This is a genomic window from Micrococcus sp. IITD107, from assembly GCF_041927415.1.
Classification (GTDB): Bacteria; Actinomycetota; Actinomycetes; order Actinomycetales; family Micrococcaceae; genus Citricoccus; species Citricoccus terreus.
This window is the reverse complement of sequence record NZ_JBHFFN010000003.1, coordinates 29,435-48,540: the sequence shown is the minus strand read 5'-3', so window position 1 is coordinate 48,540 and position 19,106 is coordinate 29,435. Positions and strand designations below refer to the sequence as shown.

General features: G+C 65.2%; 16 protein-coding genes and 2 tRNA genes. 8 read left to right on the top strand and 10 right to left on the bottom strand.

The window, feature by feature from the left end; all coding sequences use genetic code 11:
• Positions 1 to 77 precede the first annotated feature (77 nt).
• The 3 genes from ACEXHE_RS07330 to ACEXHE_RS07320 all read left to right on the top strand — a co-directional run bounded on the left by ACEXHE_RS07330 (position 78) and on the right by ACEXHE_RS07320 (position 3,879).
• A complete protein-coding gene (locus ACEXHE_RS07330) occupies positions 78 to 2,528 on the top strand; it encodes a HelD family protein (protein WP_374785291.1) in 2,451 nt (816 codons plus the stop codon).
• Positions 2,509 to 2,904, top strand: coding sequence for a hypothetical protein (locus ACEXHE_RS07325; protein WP_374785290.1), 396 nt, complete (start codon positions 2,509 to 2,511; stop codon positions 2,902 to 2,904). Before ACEXHE_RS07330 ends, ACEXHE_RS07325 begins: the two co-directional genes overlap by 20 nt.
• A 645-nt stretch (positions 2,905 to 3,549) precedes the next feature.
• A complete protein-coding gene (locus tag ACEXHE_RS07320) occupies positions 3,550 to 3,879 on the top strand; it encodes a restriction endonuclease (protein WP_374785446.1) in 330 nt (109 codons plus the stop codon).
• Between the two features lie 681 nt (positions 3,880 to 4,560).
• Here the strand turns inward: ACEXHE_RS07320 and ACEXHE_RS07315 are convergent.
• From ACEXHE_RS07315 to ACEXHE_RS07300, 4 genes are all read right to left on the bottom strand, one after another.
• Positions 4,561 to 5,457, bottom strand: a complete 897-nt coding sequence (locus ACEXHE_RS07315; RefSeq protein WP_374785289.1) for a hypothetical protein — start codon at positions 5,455 to 5,457, stop codon at positions 4,561 to 4,563.
• Entirely contained in the window at positions 5,454 to 6,671 is a 1,218-nt protein-coding gene (locus ACEXHE_RS07310) for a YDG/SRA domain-containing protein (protein ID WP_374785288.1), read from the bottom strand. The genes ACEXHE_RS07315 and ACEXHE_RS07310 overlap by 4 nt, the downstream gene beginning before the upstream one ends.
• A 197-nt stretch (positions 6,672 to 6,868) precedes the next feature.
• Positions 6,869 to 7,621 carry a hypothetical protein gene (locus tag ACEXHE_RS07305; protein WP_374785287.1) on the bottom strand — a complete coding sequence of 251 codons (753 nt, stop codon included), beginning with the start codon at positions 7,619 to 7,621 and terminating at the stop codon, positions 6,869 to 6,871.
• Between the two features lie 71 nt (positions 7,622 to 7,692).
• A complete protein-coding gene (locus ACEXHE_RS07300; protein WP_374785286.1) occupies positions 7,693 to 8,916 on the bottom strand; it encodes a helix-turn-helix domain-containing protein in 1,224 nt (407 codons plus the stop codon).
• A 920-nt stretch (positions 8,917 to 9,836) separates the two neighbouring features.
• On the opposite strand from ACEXHE_RS07300, the gene ACEXHE_RS07295 reads away from it, so the two are divergent.
• Both ACEXHE_RS07295 and ACEXHE_RS07290 read left to right on the top strand, forming a co-directional pair.
• A complete protein-coding gene (locus ACEXHE_RS07295) occupies positions 9,837 to 10,499 on the top strand; it encodes a helix-turn-helix domain-containing protein (protein ID WP_374785285.1) in 663 nt (220 codons plus the stop codon).
• Complete coding sequence (locus tag ACEXHE_RS07290; protein ID WP_374785284.1) at positions 10,484 to 11,806, top strand: tyrosine-type recombinase/integrase; 1,323 nt, start codon at positions 10,484 to 10,486, stop codon at positions 11,804 to 11,806. The genes ACEXHE_RS07295 and ACEXHE_RS07290 overlap by 16 nt, the downstream gene beginning before the upstream one ends.
• A gap of 59 nt (positions 11,807 to 11,865) precedes the next feature.
• On the opposite strand, the gene ACEXHE_RS07285 is transcribed toward ACEXHE_RS07290, so the two are convergent.
• A tRNA-Ser gene (locus ACEXHE_RS07285) sits at positions 11,866 to 11,953 on the bottom strand.
• Positions 11,954 to 11,991: 38 nt separating this feature from the next.
• Positions 11,992 to 12,687 carry a DUF1345 domain-containing protein gene (locus ACEXHE_RS07280; RefSeq protein ID WP_374785283.1) on the bottom strand — a complete coding sequence of 232 codons (696 nt, stop codon included), beginning with the start codon at positions 12,685 to 12,687 and terminating at the stop codon, positions 11,992 to 11,994.
• Positions 12,688 to 12,778: 91 nt separating this feature from the next.
• Here ACEXHE_RS07280 and ACEXHE_RS07275 point away from each other — a divergent pair, with 91 nt between their 5' ends.
• Together ACEXHE_RS07275 and ACEXHE_RS07270 are read left to right on the top strand one after the other, a co-directional pair.
• Positions 12,779 to 13,819, top strand: a complete 1,041-nt coding sequence (locus ACEXHE_RS07275) for an NAD(P)H-quinone oxidoreductase (protein ID WP_374785282.1) — start codon at positions 12,779 to 12,781, stop codon at positions 13,817 to 13,819.
• A 46-nt stretch (positions 13,820 to 13,865) separates the two neighbouring features.
• Positions 13,866 to 14,312: a hypothetical protein gene (locus ACEXHE_RS07270; protein ID WP_374785281.1), complete on the top strand. Its 447-nt coding sequence runs from the start codon at positions 13,866 to 13,868 to the stop codon at positions 14,310 to 14,312.
• Between the two features lie 84 nt (positions 14,313 to 14,396).
• Here ACEXHE_RS07270 and ACEXHE_RS07265 read toward each other — a convergent pair.
• Positions 14,397 to 14,473, bottom strand: a tRNA-Thr gene (locus tag ACEXHE_RS07265).
• Between the two features lie 212 nt (positions 14,474 to 14,685).
• Between ACEXHE_RS07265 and ACEXHE_RS07260 the strand changes: the two genes are divergently transcribed.
• Positions 14,686 to 15,408 carry an HAD family hydrolase gene (locus tag ACEXHE_RS07260; protein ID WP_374785445.1) on the top strand — a complete coding sequence of 241 codons (723 nt, stop codon included), beginning with the start codon at positions 14,686 to 14,688 and terminating at the stop codon, positions 15,406 to 15,408.
• A gap of 1 nt (position 15,409) precedes the next feature.
• Here ACEXHE_RS07260 and ACEXHE_RS07255 read toward each other — a convergent pair whose 3' ends face one another.
• The 3 genes from ACEXHE_RS07255 to tmk form a co-directional block, all read right to left on the bottom strand.
• A complete protein-coding gene (locus tag ACEXHE_RS07255; RefSeq protein ID WP_374785280.1) occupies positions 15,410 to 17,032 on the bottom strand; it encodes an alpha/beta hydrolase in 1,623 nt (540 codons plus the stop codon).
• Between the two features lie 83 nt (positions 17,033 to 17,115).
• The gene (locus ACEXHE_RS07250; protein ID WP_374785279.1) at positions 17,116 to 18,291 is read right to left on the bottom strand and encodes a DNA polymerase III subunit delta'; all 1,176 of its coding nucleotides are present in this window, start codon (positions 18,289 to 18,291) and stop codon (positions 17,116 to 17,118) included.
• Entirely contained in the window at positions 18,288 to 19,001 is a 714-nt protein-coding gene (tmk, locus tag ACEXHE_RS07245) for a dTMP kinase (protein ID WP_374785278.1), read from the bottom strand. Before tmk ends, ACEXHE_RS07250 begins: the two co-directional genes overlap by 4 nt.
• Positions 19,002 to 19,106: the final 105 nt, after the last annotated feature.

The following is a 19,106-nucleotide window of genomic DNA, read 5'->3' as shown; positions in this document are numbered from 1 at the left end:
GTCCGCGATCACTGACAGCCTGTCAACGAGAGCAGCCGTCGGTGGGGTTTGAGAAAAGAACAGTGAGGTAGCGCATCATGCGCGGAAGCAGCACAGTCAAGGCGGACGATGAGGTCCAGGAGATCCGGTCAGAGCAGGAGTATTTCGACCGTGCCATGGAGGCACACCATGAAAAAGTCGAGCGTTTTGAACGCGAGCTGCGCAGTCCGGGAACGGCAGATCAACGCCGTGCCATGAAGGCCGAGTCTCAGAAGGTCGCCCGGCTGACTGATAAGGATGCCGCCGCCTTGATGCGAGTCGACCTCGACGACGGCGACACCATGTATCTGGGGAAGACCGCCATCCAGGACGAGAACAGGGATCTGCTCGTCATCAACTGGAAGGAGAGGGCGGGTTCTCGCTTCTACCAGTCGACTCCAGATGAACCCATGGGGGTCGTCCGTAAACGAGACTTCAAGACCCACGGCAACCGCATCAAGTCGTTCAAGGACATCGTCCTCAAACAGCTGGGGGAGGACATCGCCCAGCTGGATGGGTACGTCGCACCCAGCGACGCCCTCCTGGACAGCCTTGAGGCCACCCGCACGGGTGCCATGCGGGACATCGTCGGGACCATTCAGGCCGCGCAGGACAAGGTGCTGCGTCAGAAGATGGACTCCTTGCTCATCATCCAGGGCGGGCCGGGTACGGGTAAGACGGCCGTTGCCCTGCACCGCGCATCGTGGATCCTCTACAACCATGCAGAGCGAGTCCAGCCGGAAGACGTCCTGATTGTTGGGCCCAATCCGGCGTTCGCCCGGTATATCAAGGAAGTACTGCCTGAGCTGGGTGACCACGGGGTGCCTACCACGTCAGTCCAGGACATGCTCCAGCGGAGCATCCCCGTCCGATCCGCCGAATCCGAGAGCGTGGCACGGATCAAGGGATCAGCCGTGATGATGGACGTCATCACCAACGGGCTGAACGACCGCATCAAGACCCCGGCTGGCCCGGTCCGGATTAAGCGTCGGAACTCCGCCTCGACCATCGCGCTGCTTGTCGAAACTGTCACCGAGGATGTGGAGGAGTTCCGCTGGCGCCCATATGGCACTGGGCGGGAGCTGCTGAAAGACCGCTTGCTGCAGCGGTGCGCAGAGGCCATAGGATCACTCCGGGGCACGTCGGTGGAGTCGATCGTCGATCCTCGGTCCCTAGACGCGGAGCTGAACAAGCTGTGGCCCCAACTCTCGGCAGCTCAGTTCGTCCGCGAGCTCTTGGGATCGAAGCAAAGACTGCGGCGAGCCGCCGACGAGCACCTGACAGACACGGACATCGAACTCTTGTACCGCCCCGTCGCAGAACGGATCTCTGAGGAACCGTGGACCCTAGCTGACCTGGCACTGATCGACGAGGCATCTGAGGCAATCCAGGAGCGGGCGGCGACGTGGGAGCACATTGTCGTAGACGAAGCACAGGACCTCACTCCGATGCAGCTCGCTGCGCTGCGACGTCGTTCCCGTAACGGCTCCATGACAGTCGTTGGTGACCTAGCCCAGTCGACGGGACCCTTTGCGCGTGATTCGTGGGCTGATGTCATCAATGACTTGAGGTCGAACGCTGAAGTCATTGTTGAAGAGTTGGAGTACGGCTATCGAGTGCCGCGTGAGGTCTACGACATTGCCCAACGGCTACTGCCGGAAGCGGCGCCGGAAGTGGCGCCTGTGCAGACGGTCCGCAGCGCCAATGCCCTCCCTGAACTGTTCGACGTGGCTCCCGCGCTGGTTGCCGGCGAAGTCGCTCGGATCGCTAGTCACCACAGCGGAAAGGGTAGGTTCGTCGGAGTCATTGCGCCTGCGGAGGTCTGGGATGAGATCACTGCGGCATTCCAAGAGCTGGAACTGCAGTGGAACGACTCCGGCTCCGTCATGACTGGCAACAGTATCAACCTTGTCACGCCCGAGGCTTCCAAGGGGCTGGAATTCGATGCGGTGACGGTTGTTGCACCGGAAACGATCATGCAACAGGACAACGGGGCGCGTCTTCTCTACATCGCCTTGACGCGCACGACCAATCGTCTAGACGTCGTGGTCCCGTCCGGCGAGGTGCCGGAAATCCTCCGTGAGGCCTTCACCAATGTGACCGTCATCGATGAGTCCCCGGATGAAGACGAGCCGACAGAGGACACGGTCGGTCACGTAGACATGGAATCGCTTCCTGTGGGCGACGGCGGGGAGACGCATGGGGAAGAGAACCCGGAAGGGTTCTCAATGCCCACGCCGCGTGACCTCGCTGCATGGGTCCACGGGACGACTGACGTTACGGCTAGTTTGAACGGCCATAACGGTCAATCCGGCACAGGCCATCACGTCCTGACGGCGGTCCAGCGGGAATTGGTCCTGCGGAACGCCGAGTATCTGGTTCAGGTCATCATGAGTTCTTACGGGCCAGGATTGCAGCTGCCCATCCTGGACGAGGCGCGCCGCTTACTGCGAAGCGCAGGCGAACATCGGACTTCGGAGCAAAACGGGGGTGAGGACCACGCTTCCTGACCACTGGATCGAACACCACCGGGAGGGTGGCGAGCGGGTCGGCTGGATCGTGCCGGCCGGGGCGGACTTCCTTGCCTTCGATGCCCTCGGCCGGCAGGCCACGCGCGAACCCGTCGATTGGCTGACCGCGGAGGAGGCGCTCGAGGAGTTGGGGTTGCGCTTCCTCGGTGACCGGTTCGTCCTCGACGTCGAGGGAACCGGCGGAAGCGGCGGCGCGACGGCACGCCCCGTGCGGATTGCCGAGGTCAGCACTGACGGGATCACCGTGGTGACGGACGAGTTCGGCGGGGCCTCCGCCGTTGGGTCCGGGGCCCAGACCATCCGGTTGCCGTTCCCCGCGCCGGACACCCTGCGCTCCGCCGACGGTCAACGGTGATGTCCACGACGTAGTCCTGCCTCGTGGCGGTGAGCGGCCGCCACCAACCTTGGGTCTTTTCCGCGGGTCGAGGGCGCCGGGACCGTGACACCGTTCCGGTGACCTGTCATCCCGGGTGGCGGTCCAGGTCAAGTGCTATACGCCGGACGGAAAACCAATCGGGCGAGAAACCGTGGCCCTATTCCAACTGAATATTCGCGTTGCTGGGGTCCACTGATATTGCCGCTGGGGACCAGTCGGTGATTGGCGCGTTCTTGTCCTTGGGAGCCACTGATGGTGCCGTTGGGAGCCACCTGGCCGCATCCTGCGCCCAGGCCCCTGGAGCTTACGAGCACTCCGGAATTGCGACGGCTCAGTCCACCGGCACCACCCGCAAAGACGGCCACGCGCCGAACGGCCGTCCCCTGGGGCGAAGTCAGAAGCTCCGGATGGCAGGGCACATCCCTCAGCTGCGCGGGAGCGGCCCTGGATGTTCTCGGACGGGCCGCTGTCCGTTGGACGTGGCCTGCTCCTGCCGGAGGGCAGGGACACTCGTTCCTGAGGCGCGGGGAAGATGATCGAGCCGCCAGCAACCAGGCCGCGAGAAGGTGCACCGGACACCGAGGTGATGATTCTGGCTGAGGATGGCGCGTCTGAGACGGGGCGATCCGTGGTGGCTCCCACCGCCGCGGCTGGTGGCCCCCAACGGCAATATCGCCGGCTCCGAATGGCAACACCGGGTGGCTCCCAAGCCTCCGAATACTCACAACGAGATGCGCAAACCAAGGGCACAGAGCGAGCCCCATCCTGGTGACCCTAAGCAGGTTCACTGAACCGGCGAAGAAAGCCGCAATAGCCACAACGCCGACCGTCGATCTGGTCAGCGGCGATCGATTGGTGGATCTGATCCACGGCGAGGACGGGGTATCGGGCGTGACTGTGCAGCCAAGCGTCGACGAAAGCTGGTTTGACCGGTTCGACTCGGTACCCGGATAAGGGTGGACGGCCAAAGCGGGTGAAGGCCACACACTGAGACGGAACATGACCAGTCATTCCCCGCGGACCCTTAACGCTCTCCCGGCTCCGTCGGCTCCCGGGTCGCTGGCTGTCGTGTCCGTATGGCATGCCGGCCTGGGTCCGGAAAAGCTTGGACGCCGCTCTGCCTGACGCCATCGCCGACCGCGTGCCGGGGTGGGCGTCCACTCTCCGGGGTGCCCAATGCTGGCCGCGGTGGCCGTCGTCACGCTGCTCGGCTGGCTCCTGCTGCTGCTCCTCGTCACCCTGTAGACACCCCACCGTGCTCTAGTCGTCTGGCCTCAGCATGCGCCAGGAGACTCCCAGAAAATAGCGCCAGACCGTGCCTCCAAACTTCGATCCTCCGGCCCCACTTTTAGCAGGCACAACCAACACCAACATAAGTCAGCACACCTCTGGCACCACGGTGCACTTGAGCACGATCTGTCCGCGACGCTGCAACGAATTGTCGTTACGATACTGCTAGGTCGCAGCCCAGCGGACCCTCTCCAGCGTCCCCTGCACGATCCGCTGCGCGTGGTGCGACGCTCAACCGAGGGACGTAGTGGAGCGAGCTTGGAGTCTCGCTCTAGACATGCAGGCTGCGCTTAAGCTCCTACGCTTTGAACAGTGCAGTTGAATAACCGCAGGGATGATGCGCCCCTACTCAGGCTCCTCCGTGTCATCTTCATATCTGTCAGCCCAAGCAAAGCTGACCTGGTTCAGATGGTCACGAAGGGCATCCCGAACTCCCTCAGGCGCATCGGGAGAAAGAAGACCAACTGCATCTTCAGTTTCGTACCGCGAGGCGCAGCCCTCCCACCAGTATCCGTCTCCCGAGCGTGAATCAGGGTCACGAAGCAGCCCGGCATCTTCAGGCGACATGAAGTTCTCATGAAACTTCTGGAGGAGCGCGTCCATGTTTGCGCCGACCTCAGGGATGCTGCCACTTTCCCAGTAATAGGCCTGATCTCGCGGGTCGTAATATGGCGCTCCGATGGTGAAGTCCTCTTGAATCAGCGATTGCACGCCCTCCAGGCCGATGACGAGCGCAATGTCCTTCGGTTCGAATTTCAGCCCGCCGACAACGCGCCATTCGCGTTCCCAATCGAATGCGTAGGTGCCAGGCTTCGATTGATCGACGAAAGGCGTGACATCCCAGATCGAGGACTCCCACTGAGCAAGCCGAATAGCACGTTCTTTCATGCCGTGCAGTGCTTGGTACGGCGGCTTGTCCACTTCTAGGTACCACACCCGCTGTCCGCCTCGCTCAAGCACGAACTCTCGTTTGAAGGCGATACCCCACGGCTTATTTCGGTCCCTGAGACGGTCGAGCTCCGACACCGGCATTTCGGTGAAGCAGGCCGATGCGTGCTTGTGCTTCACGTGGTCTATCCCGCGCCCTATGCCGAAGCGGTTGCGGGCTTCAATGTGACCCGTCGTGATGATGTGACCTAGTGCTTCCGGGGTGGTGGTCATATGCACCAGGTACTCACTGAGATCCCTGGCCTGTCGATGCTGTTCTGTTCCCAGCAAGTGTTCCGGAATCTCTGAGCTCATGAAGTCACCCCCTGACGAGCTTTCAAAGTCTCTCCGTTTGAGGTGCTCAACGAGATGTCTCGGTGATAAGCCAGGTGGTCGGCATGCACTTGGGGTCGCGGATCGATGTGGATCTTCCCCTGGGGTATACCGAGATTGAGAACGGTGCCGTCGGTGCTGACGGTCAGAGCGTGTCCGTCGAACAGGGCATGGCAGTTGGGGCACAGACACAAGATGTTTTCGATGGTGTCGGGCCCGTTGTGGGGGATGCCTAGAGGACGTATGTGGGCGCCCTCGGAGTAGGGGCCGCCGGCTGTCATCAGCCGGGTGCTACAGATCTGACACGTATTGTCATACAGGCGCTTCACCGAGGCCGTCACTTCGTGCTTGCGCTGGATTCGGTTGACCGTCGTGCTGCGCCGCAATGGCGGAATATCCACCCCGCGGACGAGGGCGGCGGCCGTGTCCCCAGGAATGAGGCTCTCTCCAGCATTGGCCAAGAGTTGGTAGATGAGGACCTTCCAGCCGTCACGAAGCCCCCAGCTCCAACTGGTGACGGTGAATAGGCCCAGGTACAGGTAGCAGGTGTCCGACCGTCGACCACTAAGCACTGATTCCTTGACGAGAACACGGACGGGACGGCCGAGCTTGTAGTTCTCGACGAGGCCGAGATTGCCCTTCTCGAGCTTCTGGTCCGCGACATGGTGGCCAGTATTGGGGTCTCTGCCGCCGAACCCCGTGTAGGTGATGAGATCACCTTGGATGTCATCATCGGAGTAGCCCTCGGAGAGACAGATGGACTGGGTGCCGGTGAATTGTCCGGCTATACCAGCTTGAGTGGTGCGGTGGACGCCAGCCTCGAAAGCTTCTTGGCGATTCTTAAAGACCGTGCCGGGAGGGCACTCGGGTACGTCCCCGTAAGTGACCCCGGTGGGCGTGCTGCTGGACAGCGCTACCAGTTCGTATCCGAACCGCTTCAGTGCCCGCCGGGTTTTCTCCCCACCGGAGAAGTCTCGGACTGCTAACGGTCCTTGATCCGGGAACTGGTAACCGTAGGCGACGGATAGCAGCGGCTTGGAATCGATCTGCATATCCTCGACCTGGGCAAAGTACCTCGCTGATTTCTGATGCCCGTACCGCGCCAAAAAAGCGTCCCGACCCAGCTCCTTATAGTCCTCGATCGCACGCTCGACGGCCGACACGTCGGTTAATTTCGACAACGCCCCCACGATCACTCCGTTCCTTACCAATTAGCTTCACTCAAGTCTTCCCAAGTCAAGATCGGCTAAAGCCTACTGGTCTAGACGCCCGGGCAGCTCAGCCCATGCCGGAAGCCGAGCCGTGGGTGGAGGTCTATCTTCTTCGGAGTCGGCCGGTGGATGTGCGGAGCACTGAGCCGCTCTTCTGGACATTCGTGGGGAACAAGTGACGGCTAGTTGATTTCAGACATCGGTGGCAACAGAGCCTTGTTCCGACCAACCCGCCGCCGACCCTTCGAGGCAGCCATCTGAAACCCATAGATGTCCAAGACCTTGGCGCACGTGAGTTCCCGGGCGGTGGGCTCTCTCGTGGCGAGGCTCCAGACCGGGTACGAGCTGCGCACGCGCTCGATCTCGTCGCGGTGCTCGCACCAGACCTCGTGCAGCATCGCCAGGGCCCGCCGATTGCCCTTGTTCCAGGCGCCACGCTCGGAGCGCGTTGTCGACAAGTCTTTGAACGTTCTGCGGAAGTTCGTGTCGAGGGCAGGGATGCAACCCCAGACGCCCATCATGACCTTGCTGACCAGCGTGACGTCGCTGATTCCGGCCGGGATCAGCGCCGCTCGAAGGTCAGTCCAGGCCTGGTCGTACTTCTCGTAGCGGCCCTCGTCGAGGTATTGCGGCACGCCGAAGCCGCGCATAGCGTCATTGTGCTTCTCGATGACCTCGATGGTCTTGCGGTAATGCAGTGCATTGGTCTCGTGGAGCAGGAACGAGGAACCGCGGAGCATGCCCCAGGAGGCTAAGTAGTACCCCAGATGGAGGCTGGAGAGTTCGATGGTGTCGGTCGGGGCGGGATGGTTCTGGAAGTGGTCAAAGCACAGGTCCCAGGACCGTTCCCGGCGCCGGCTGTCGGAAACCTCCGATTGCGGTCGCAAGAACTGGTCGACGGTGGCCTCGATCTGACCAGGGACAATCTCTCGCATGGCGACAGCCTAGGGCTACTAGCGAATACTGCTGAGCGAGCATCCACGCGTTATCGCACATCCCACAGGCGTCAAACTAGCGTCTGAGTCGTCGTGTCGGCGTAAGTCAGCATTTCGTCAATCGCCTTTTCCATCTCGCGCAAAGGGGCTGGCTCCGCCGTCAGGAGAACACTGATGTTGATGTTGCTAACGGATAGTAAGCATCCGGCCACTGTCAAGAATTGTTTGTATCGCAACTGGCCGTCGTTCCCGAGCGTCTCCCATGTCCTGGGCTCCGGGGGCAGGTTCTTCTGCCACTTGACCAGTGCGTGGGTCCCGTGGACGCTTACGTACTCCATTATTCTCGTGGCACGTTCCAGGACGTCAATCATCACGTTGAAGCCATGCTGGGATTGGGCTAGGGCTTTTTCGGCAGTCTGGACCTCGGCGCGTAGCCGTTCTTCCTCTTTCTTGCTGCGACGCTGCCTCAAGATGTAGAAGCCCGCCGCAGCGAGTGCAGCCGCTGGCGCGGCCACCATGCCTGTCAGCAGGAGAGTGCCACCGGCCATTCCTGCACCTCCGGCGGCGAGCGTGCCTCCGCCCAGCAGGGCAAGGGTTGCATTGGTTGCCGCTACCCCGGTAAGCGACGAAATTGCCGCTCCTGTCGATGCTGATCCAAACATCGCAGCCGCGCTGAAAGCCCCATATGCTGCGGCCCCACCGGCGGCAGCGCCAGCCACGCTGCCGGCTGCAGCACCTCGGATTGCCGTTGCGATCCCCGCCGACATCGCCCGGACGTGGATGGCGGCCGGAGTCTGGTTTGTGCGTTCGAGTTGCTTCTCATTGGGTCTATCGGGCTCGGGTGCTCCGCTGATGCCTTGGGCTAGCTCGACAAATTTCACGAAGAACTCATCCCAGACTTCATCGTGGACGCTGTTGAATCTTTCCCCTACCTCTTGGGTGATCTTCGCGCGCTGAGCCACCTTGTCGTTGATCTTGGCGTGGCGCATTTTCGTCTCGGCGACTTGGTCACGCAGTCTGGCCGGTCGGGTGCCGCGCTGATCGGCGAGTGCGCTGGTGCGGGTTCTGGCTCTCTGTTTGAGCTGTTCGGGTGTCTGGCCCAAAGCGAGAGCGATTGCATCCAGACGGCTCGTTCCCGGGCTGATGAGACCGCTTTCTATTCGGGAAATTGAGACGGAGCCGCCCTTGCCGTACTCGGCTCGTTTAGCCAATTCGTCCTGCGTCATGGGGGGTTTCTGAGTCTGACGTAGCTCGCGAATTACGAGTCCCATCGCCTCCGCACTGAACTCGTTCACTTAGTCAATATCCTCACCGATTGGTGGCGTGACGAAGCCAGGAGGAACGGGTCTCGCGCATCAAGAATCCACCGGAGCGAACTACTCGGGCACTGTCCTTGGCGAATAACTGGGCGGCTTTAACGACGGCGGGATCTTGAGCGACCCGTCCGGCGGTCTGGATGTTCTGGCCGGCGGTACGGGTGAGATTCGCGAGGTCGAGTCTCGACATGATGATTGCTGCTTTCCGGTTGGAGGAGCGCTGGACTCACTCAACTTAGTCTCACTTAGTCTTTGATGTCTACACTAAGACTCTGAATGCACGGTGGAGATCAAGCGGCTCTGTGATGTCTCTGAAGCGGCACCGAGCCCGTTGCCCCCTGACAAGCGGAGGTGCTTGCGCCACCATGCGGCACCTCCTCTACTGGTTCGGGAGCATGTCATGGATCGTCAACTTCGGACTGCCCTTCTCGCCCGCCGCGTACCCCTCCATGTACCCCGCCAGCTTTCCGAAGGGCGTTCGCGGGTCTCCCCAGACAGGTGCGAACGCCCTTCCTGCGTCTTGCGGTCTCATCTCGCGGCGCCTCGTGCGCCGGAAAGCTTCCGCCTCACGCACTCTTGGGCTCTCCGGCTAGGTAGGCATCCAGTTCGGCCCGGCTTACAAGCTTCTTCCTCCCCAGCTGCAGCACGCGTACGGGGAATTCCCCACGCGCGGCGAGTTCGGCCGTGCTCTTCCCGATACCCAGCACTCGTCCGGCTTAGGGAAGGCTGACGGTTCGCTGTTCGGGGATTGCGGCGTTCTCAGCAGTCATCATCGTTTCCTCTGGTTCTAGAGCGTTTCATTGCGTATCGCTCTGACGTAACTCAAAATAACATGGGTTGGGTACATCCGGAAGCCCTGTCAGTAACCATTTCGTTTCATCTAGTTGTAGGCTGTCCGCATGTATCGACCCACTGATGAAGAGATTGGCCGGGCCATCCTTGCTGGTCGACAGAAGGCCGGCATTCTCCAAGAGGAGCTCTCGGACCGCCTAGCCAAGGTGGGGTTGAACTGGTCTCGCGTCACCATTTCCAAGGTTGAACGGGGGGAGAGGTCCGTCAGGGCGACAGAGATTCCAGCCGTTGCACAAGCCCTTGACATGGAGGTGTCGGACCTCTTTACGCCGTGGGAAAGTGGACTTGAACTTCGCTTGAGAGACGCGATGAGGCACGAGCATCAACTCGACGAAGAGCTCAGGATGGCCGAGCAGGAGTATGCCCGTGTGCGTACGAGACTGGCTGACGTCCACGCTGGTCTCTCAATCGCAGCAAAGCGTGTAGATGCACTTCGTCTGCTGATCGACTTCACGCGTGGTGCCCCAAACGTCGAGGCAGTGTCGTGGAGTGCTGAGGCGCTCGTGTCCTTCTGGACCAATGGATTCCAGCCTCCCCTTCCTTTGCGCGCGGGGGACCTTGATGCGCAATTTGGCGAGCACTTCGCTAGCTCAGTGGATCAGGACGGCGTTTTTGACCTCGAGAAGGCGTTCCCCCATGTGAGGTTCGGTATTCGCTTCGACGAAGACGACCACGATGATGATCTGAACGTTCAGTGGAGGCGGCCGTGAAGGGGCACGTGTGGAAGCGGTGCCCGTGCCGGCCGGAGGAGTTGCCTCGGGGGCGAGACGGGCGACCGCTGGCGTGCAAGCGGCGTCACGGCACCTGGTCGTACAGGTTGGATGCTGGCCCGGATCCGGTGACGGGTAAGCGGCGCCGGCCGTCGAAGGGTGGCTTTAGCACGCGGGAGGAGGCTGAGGCGGCGCTCTCGGACGCCATGGCCGCGGTGGGCGCCGGCACGTGGACAGATGACCAGCGGCAGACCGTGGGGGAGTACCTGGATCGCTGGCTGATGCGCAAGACCTCCGGGTTGAAGCCGACGACCGTGGACACCTACCGGTCGCACATCGAGCTGCACATCCGGCCGGAGCTCGGCCGTCTGAAGCTGCGAGACCTGCGGCCCGAGCACATCTACGCCATGTTGCAGGCCGTCGCTGATGGCCGTAGCCCGGCCATGGTTCACCGGGTGCGAGCGACGCTGCGCACGGCGCTGGCAGCCGCCGTGAAGGAACGGTTGCTGTCGTGGAATCCGGCCCGGGACCTAGACATGCCACGGGAGGCGCGCAAGCGGGTTGAGCCCTGGACTCCGCAAGAGACCGGGGCGTTCCTGGACGCGGTGGCCGAGGACCGGCTGGCTGCGCTGTTCCACGTCGTCGCCTACCTCGGGTTGCGCCGGGGCGAGGCGCTGGGACTGCGCTGGGATGACGTGGACCTCGTGCGCCGCCGGATCGTCATCCGTCAGCAGGTTGTCCAGGTGAACCTTCAGGCGATCGAGGCTAACTATCAGTACTGCGGGCAGACCCACCCGGGCATCGGGATCACCGAGCCGAAGACGGACGACAGTGCCGCCGTCGTGCACCTGGACGCCGGCACGGTGTCCGTGCTGCTGTCCCAGCAACTCGCGCAGGGGGAGGAACGGGAAGCGTGGGGCAGTGCGTACCAGGACCACGGGCTGGTGTTTGCCCGGGAGGACGGTACGCCAATTCGACCCAGCTGGCTCACGGCGCGGTTCCTGGAGCTTCAGGACGGCGTGACCGTCCCGGTGGACCCGGAGAACCCGGAAAGCGCGCAGCGGCCGCTCAGGCGCGTGCGGCTGCATGATTTGCGGCACGGCACGGCGTCTCTGATGATCGCGGCCGGCGTGGACGTGGCCGTGGTGTCCAAAGTGCTGCGCCATTCGACGATCAAGCTCACCGTGGACACGTACGGACACCTGCTGCCGGGGGTCGGCGAGGCTGCCGCGGAGCAGCGCGCCGGCATGATCCCGCGGGCGGCGTCTCGCGCCAATGGCCACAGTTCGGCCACAAATGGGGCCTAATCGGACCCTGAGACGGCGGAAGCGGCCCCGCTGAGCGGGGCCGCTTCCCTTTATTCACGCGGATGGTAAGAGATTCGAACTCTTGGTACGGGGTTACCGCACACTGGTTTTCAAGACCAGCTCCTTCGGCCGCTCGGACAACCATCCTCGGCAGTCCAGTGTAGAGGAGTCGGACGGTGCACCCGTCAGGAGGTCACCAGCAGCAGGGTCGCCAGCGAGGCCACCACCATGGAGTTGAAGGCGAAGCTGACCAGGACGTGGTTGCGCAACCGCCCGCGGATGCTCCGTCCGGAGAGGGTGGCATCGGCCGGACCGAACATCGCAGAGATGCACACGGACAGGGTGATGAAGTCTGAGAGCACCGGGTCCGAAGTGCCGGCGAACTCCACCCCTGACCTCGAGGACTTCGCGTAGGTCCGTGCGTAGGCCAGTGCCTGGGCGATCACCAGCATCCCCCAGGACACGGCGACCACCAGCACGCCCAGCACCCGCAACTCCAGGTGGCCGCGGATCATCGGGTCCAGCATCATCGCCACCACCACCACGAGCGCGGTGAAGGAGAGCTGCACGGTCCAGGACAGGGTGGAGCCGATCCGCCAGAAACCGATCGAGCGTTCACTGGGTCCGCGCGAGTGGATCCGCAGGTCGCGGTAGAGACGGCGGGGGCTGGCCGACCAGAACCGGACCAGGGTGAGGACCATGTATGCCAGGCCGAACAGGATCCAGAAGATGGCCATGTAGACGAGCGTCAGGCTCACGGCCTCCTGGTCCGCCATCAGCTCCGGCCACAGGTTCGTCTCGACCGCCCACAGGATCGTGGGGAACGCCAGGGCGGTGGCGATGGCGATCGCTACGAGCAGCCGTCCGTCGTCGCTGTCCATGACGCGCTGGTGCCAGGATCGGCGGGAGGCTGGCCTCGGACGGGTTCAGCGAGAGAGCATGGTGGGGAATCTACCGAACGGACAGGACCAGATGACCCACCAGCAGGACCACCACCTTCCCGACGACGGTACGCACCACGGCGCTCGGCCCACCATGCGCTGTGTGGAGTATGCAGGGGCCGGAGGCCCCGAGGTGATCCAGATCGTCGAGCGTCCCATCCCCACACCGGGGCCAGGGGAGGTGCTGGTCAAGGTGGCAGCGGCGGGACTCAACCGCGCGGATGTGCTGCAGCGCCAGGGCCACTATCCGCCGCCGGAAGGCGCCTCGGACATCCCCGGGCTGGAGGTCTCCGGCACCGTGGAGGAGATCGGAGCCGGTGTGGACGGATGGGACTTCGGCGCACCGGTGTGCGCACTGCTTGCCGGCGGCGGCTACGCCGAGTACGTCACCGTCCCCGCTGGCCAGCTGGCACCAGTGCCGGACGGGGTGTCCGTGGAGGACGCCGCCGCGCTGCCGGAGGTGGCGGCCACCTGCTGGTCCAACCTGATGATGCGCGCCGAGGTCCGTGAGGGGGACTGGGTCCTCGTGCATGGCGGGACCGGAGGGATCGGAAGCTTCGCGCTCCAGCTGCTGGCCGCCGTCGGGACCAAGCCTCTGGCCACCGCGGGAGGCGCGGCGAAGGTGGAGCTGTCCCGCACCCTGGGGGCCGTGGAGGCGTTCGACCACCGGGAGGAGGACTTCGTGGCGCGGGTCAAGGAGGTCACCGGCGGTCACGGTGCCGACGTCATCCTGGACGTGATGGGTGGGTCCTACCTGGCCCAGAACGCCAAGGCGCTGGCGCAGGGCGGACGGCTGGTGGTGATCGGGCTGCAGGGCGGTCAGAAGGGGGAGCTGCCGATCGGGCTGCTGATGGGCAAGGGCGCCTGGGTGACCGGTTCCACGCTGCGCTCGCAGCCGGTGCGGCAGAAGGCCGAGATCATGCGTCAGGTGGTGGACCGGGTGTGGCCGCTGGTGGCCTCCGGGGCGATTCGCCCCCAGGTGGACCGGACCTTCACGTTGGCGGAGGCCGCTGCGGCGCATGAACACCTGGAGACTTCGGAGCGGACGGGGAAGGTCCTGCTGGTCCCGTGAGTGCCCGCAGGAGGATCGGGGATGCGGCAGATGGAAGACTGAAGAGATGATCCTGGGACCGTTCGCACGCCGCCGTCAGGCCAAGAGGGACGAGCTGGAGCTGGGCACCGAACTGTGGCGTCGCAGCCACGACCGGTTCGCCCGCTCGCTCGACCGGTACTGGCAGGTCATCCAGGAGCCGTCCGTCGAGCTGCCCGCGGAGGACCACAACGGGCTGGTGAACGCCGGCAACGTGCTGGCCGATCTGCTGCCCCGCGTCAGGTCGCTCTGCGTGGAGGCGCGGGAGCGCTTCCCCGAACAGGGGCTGCAGGTCCCGGGGGGTGCCGCCGAGGTGCACCGGATCCTCTCCCGTGCGGCCAACGACCTGGCCACCGCAGCCCAGGCGGCGGCGTTCTACCAGCTCGGTCAGGGCAGCCTGGACTCGGTCGGCCGCCGCGCTGAGAAGGTGGTGGAGGCCGTGGCCGAGGCTGAAGCGGCGGCGTCCTGGCGATGAGGAGTTCCGCCGCTGACGGGCGTCCGGAGACAGTGAACCCCGCCTGACGACAACCGGTGAACGGTCATTGTCAGACGGGGCACGTGGAGCCCCCTGCCGGATTCGAACCGGCGACCTGCTCTTTACGAGGGAGCTGCTCTGGCCAGCTGAGCTAAGGAGGCGTGGGCTCGGCGCGTTAACGTGCACGGGCCACGGCTGACCATCCTAGCGGCACGCCCGGCGGGGCGGCAAAGTCACCGCTGTTCATCGTCCGGTCATCAGGCGGCCAACCGCAGGACAGTCGGGCGCGGCGCAGTGCTGAGACAGTGGGGGACACCCCGGCGCCACGTGCCGGGGTGTCAGCCGCACCTCACTCCAGGAGCTCGCCGTGACCTTGGCCGCCGACCCGATCACCGCTCGGGGACCGTCCGCGCGCCGACCGCTGCGGCTGGCCGTGCTGGACATGTCCGGGACCACGGTGGACGAGGGCGGACTGCAGGACGAGGCCTTCGCGGTAGCGGTCACCGCCCAGGGGGTGGTGCCGGGTAGCTCACGGTTCCAGGTGATGCTGGGCTACTTCCATGAGATGCGGGGGACCTCCCGCCACGAGGTGTTCCGGGCCCTCTTCGCCGAGGACCACGCCGCGGCGGTCCGGGCGAATCAGATCTTCGAGCAGGAGTACGACCGTCTGCTCTCCGACCGCGGAGTCCGTCCCGTCCCGGGTGCCGCCGAGGCCGTGGAGTCGCTGCGGGAGGCCGGGCTGCAGATCTGCCTGACCACCGGGTTCGCCCGGCACACCCAGAACATGATCTTGGAGTCGCTGGGCTGGATGTCTCTGGCGGACCTGAGCCTGTGCCCCTCGGACGCCGGACGCGGTGCTCCCTACCCGGATATGGTGCTGACCGCGCTGCTGGCCCTGGAGCTGGACGATGTCCGCTCGGTCATGGTGGTGGGGGACACCGTCAGCGACATCCGGGCCGGCCAGCGTTCAGGCGCAGGACTGACCGTGGGGGTGCTCACCGGACACCATGATCAGGTGACCCTGGAATCTGCGGGGGCGGCCGCCGTCGTGCCCTCCATCCAGGATGTGCCCGCGCTGGTCAGTCCCCGCCCGTAGCTCAGTCGCAGACCAGGCCGTCCTCCGGGACGGTCCCTTCGACCAGGTAGGCGTCCACGGTGCTGCCGATGCACTCGCCGGCGCGACCGTAGGCGGTGTGCCCCTCACCGTTCCAGGTGACCAGCACGCCGGACTCCAGCTGATCGGCCAGTGCCGGGGCCCACTCATAGGGGGTGGCCGGGTCTCCGCGCGTGCCGATCACCAGGATGGGATCCGCGCCGGCGGCCGTGACAGGTGCCGGCTCCGAGGCGGGCTCAGCGGGCCAGGCCTCGCAGCTCACGGCGCCGTAGGTCAGGAACCGTCCCAGGGTGGGGGAGGCCTCCTCCAACTCGGCCGCCTGGGCGCGCAGCGTGGCGGTGTCCGCCGGCGCGGAGCCGTCCAGGCAGTTGATGGCGGTGAAGGCGGAGTTGATGTTGGAGGAGTAGGTGCCGTCGGGGTCACGGCCCGCGTTGAGGTCAGCCAGCATCAGCATGGTGTCCACGGAGCCCTCCATCGCCTGGCCGACGGCCAGGTTCAGGGTCGGCCAGTTCTCGTTGCCGTACAGCGGGGTGATCAGCCCGGAGACGAAGGTCGAGACCGGGACGATCCGCCCGTCAGCGGCCTCCATGGGGTTCTCCTCGACCTGCGCGATCAGCCGCTGCAGCTGGGCCACGCCGTTCTCCGCGGTCCCGCTGAGCGGGCAGCTGCTCTGCTCCAGGCACCAGCTCGCCCAGGAGTGCAACGCCTTCTCGAAGGCCTGGGCCTGGCCCACGGTGACCTCGTGGTCGCTCAGCGAGGGGTCCATGGCACCGTCCAGCACGAACCGTCCCACGGTCTGCGGGAACTGCTCGGCGTAGGAGGCGCCCAGGGAGGTGCCATAGGAGAAGCCCAGGAAGTTGAGCTTGGCATCCCCCAGGACCAGACGCATCAGCTCCATGTCCTGGGCCGAGGTCTCGGTGTCCACATGTCCCAGGACCTCGCCGGTGTTCTCCTGGCAGGCGGCGGCGAACTCGGCGGCATCCTCGCGCAGCTGCTCCAGTCCCTCGTCGGTGGAGGGGTCCACGTGCTCCTGGCGGGCCTGGTCCATCTCGGCGTCGCTGAGGCAGGTCACCGGGGCGGAACGGGACACCCCGCGCGGGTCGAAGCCGACCACCGAGTAGGCCTGCTGCACGTCCTGGGAGACCACGAAGTCCAGGCTCTGGGTGACCATGTCCACGCCGGACGCGCCCGGGCCGCCGGGGTTGAGCAGCAGGTGCTGAGCGCCCTCGCCGGCACCGGTGGTGCGCACCAGGGCCAGCTCGATCTGGCCCGACTCCGGGTCCTCGTAGTCCAGGGGCGCCTGCAGGGTGGCGCACTCATGGGAGCCCTCGCACTCCTCCCAGTCCAGCTTCTGGTCCTGGAACGCCTGCAGGGTCTTCAGGGTCTGGGCGGAGGCCGCCGCGCTCGGCTCTGCGGAAGGATCTCCCGACGGCGGCTCACTGGCCTGACTCGGTCCGCTTCCGGTGGCCTGTGGTCCGGAGGGTGAGGCGGACCCCGGCTCGGCCGGGCCGGTGCAGGCGCTGAGCCCCAGAGCGGCCAGCGCCGCCAGCGCGGTCCAGCGCAGGGGGCGACGGCGGCTCGGTGCGGTGGGGAGGGGGTGAGGCACGAAGCGGTCCTTCCGGGGCAAGACGTGTGGAGCTGAGTGTGTGGGGCGCGTGCGGGTGCGGACGTGCTGGGTGGTCGTGTGGGTCAGGCTGGTCTGCGGTGCAGGATCCGCTCGGGCAGGAAGTGGGTGGTCATCGCCTCCAGGGCCAGCAGCGCAGGCACGTTCCCGGCCAGTCGGTGCCGTGCCGTGGCCACGGCGTCGATCCGGGCCATGGTCCGCTCCGGTCCGCAGGAGGAGGCGTAGGCGGTCAGTTCGGTGCGCAGATGCTCGTTGACCAGCTCGGCCCCGGTGCCCAGCTGCAGGGCAAGCACGTCCCGGAACAATCCGGTCAGGTCGATCATGGCCCGGTCCAGGGCGTCATGCACCGAACGGCGGTTGCGGGCGGTCTGCTGCTCCTCGAGGCGCTTGACGTGGTGGCGCAGCTTGGTGGGCACGTTCTCCCCGTCCTGCAGTCCCAGGGATCGGCGCAGTGACTCCAGTTCCGCGGCGTTGCGTTCCTCGGCCGAGGCGGCGGCCTCCTGCTGGGTCACCTCCACGAGCTCCTTGGCCAGGGCCATGGCATCGGAGGTCGCCTGGACGCTCAGCGGGATGCGCACCACGGACTCGCGCCGCTCGCGGGCACCGGAGTCCCGGGCCAGACGCCGAGCCATGCCCACATGACTCTGGGCGGCCCGGGCGGCGAATGCGGCCAGATCCGGGGAGAGGCCATCGCGCTCCACGAGCAGGTCGGTGACCGCCTCCACGGAGGGGATGCGCAGAGTGACCGGCCGGCAGCGCGAGCGGATGGTGATCAGCACATCAGCGGGGGAGGGCGCGCACAGCATCCACAGGGTCCGCGGCGGCGGCTCCTCGATCGCCTTGAGCAGCACATTGGTGGCCCGCTCGGTCATCCGATCGGCGTCCTCCATGATGAAGATCCGCCACCGTCCGCTGGAGGGGTGGTCCTGGGCGGCGGCCACGAGCTCACGGATCTCGTCGATCTTGTAGTTCACGTTCTCGGTGGCCAGGACCTTCACATCCGCGTGGGTCCCTGCCTCGACCGTCAGACAGGCATGGCACTGCCCGCAGCCCCGCACCGTGGGGTCCTCCACCTCGCACTGCAGTGCCTGGGCGAAGGCGCGGGCGGCGGTCGAGCGGCCTGACCCGGGCGGCCCGGTGAACAGCCAGGCGTGGGTGGGACGGTCCTCGGCCGCGGCGCGGGAGAGCTGTTCCACGGCGGCGTCCTGACCCACCAGGTCCTGCCAGGCGGCGGCGGTCACTGGGTGGTCTCCTTCTCCATGGGCTGATCCTGCAGCAGAGGGCGGACACGGTTGAGGATCTGCTCGGCCAGCAGCTCCGGGTCCTGGTCCGCGTTCAGCACCACGGTCTGCTCACCGGTCTGTGCGGCACGGTCCAGGAATGCCTGGCGGATGACCTCGTGGAACGAGTCCGGCTCGGACTCCAACCGGTCTGGCACAGCTCCCTGCTGGGCGCCCAGGCGTGCCTCACGCCGTGCTGACGCGGTAGGACCGTCCACGTCCAGCAGCACCGTCAGATGGGGTGTCAGGCCGTCCGTGGCCCAGGCGTTGAGGGCTCCGATCTGCTCGGCGCCCAGGCTCCGTCCGCTGCCCTGATAGGCCACGGAGGAGTCGATGTAGCGATCGGTGATGACCACGGTGCCCTCAGCCAGGGCCGGCAGGATCGCCTGACGGACGTGGCTGGAACGGGCGGCGGCGAAGAGCAGTGCCTCGGTGACGGAGTCCACGGGGGCATGCTCGGGGTCCAGCACCAGAGATCGGATGCGTTCAGCCAACGCCGTCCCGCCGGGTTCACGTGTCAGCAGCACCGGGGTCCCCTCGTCCCTGAGGCGTTCGGCCAGCAGGCGGGCCTGAGTGGACTTGCCGGACCCGTCGCCACCCTCGAAAGCGATGAACAGGCCGGTCGGATCGGTCTGCGCCGCAGGGGCGGTCAGGGTGGGGGAGACAGTCACCGGACTAGCCTAACGGTCGGCGCAGAGACGGCAGGGGCGCTGCCCACAGGCCGTCACATCGTGCCCCGTCCGGACGGTCCCGGCAGCGTGGAACTACGCTGTGCG

Bases quoted from the DNA above. Each gene is read 5' to 3' on its own strand.
- ACEXHE_RS07330 (WP_374785291.1), top strand. From the start codon at position 78: ATGCGCGGAAGCAGCACAGTCAAGGCGGACGATGAGGTCCAGGAGATC.
- ACEXHE_RS07315 (WP_374785289.1), bottom strand. From the start codon at position 5,457: ATGAGCTCAGAGATTCCGGAACACTTGCTGGGAACAGAACAGCATCGA.
- ACEXHE_RS07305 (WP_374785287.1), bottom strand. From the start codon at position 7,621: ATGCGAGAGATTGTCCCTGGTCAGATCGAGGCCACCGTCGACCAGTTC.
- ACEXHE_RS07295 (WP_374785285.1), top strand. From the start codon at position 9,837: ATGTATCGACCCACTGATGAAGAGATTGGCCGGGCCATCCTTGCTGGT.
- ACEXHE_RS07280 (WP_374785283.1), bottom strand. From the start codon at position 12,687: ATGGACAGCGACGACGGACGGCTGCTCGTAGCGATCGCCATCGCCACC.
- ACEXHE_RS07275 (WP_374785282.1), top strand. From the start codon at position 12,779: ATGACCCACCAGCAGGACCACCACCTTCCCGACGACGGTACGCACCAC.
- ACEXHE_RS07270 (WP_374785281.1), top strand. From the start codon at position 13,866: ATGATCCTGGGACCGTTCGCACGCCGCCGTCAGGCCAAGAGGGACGAG.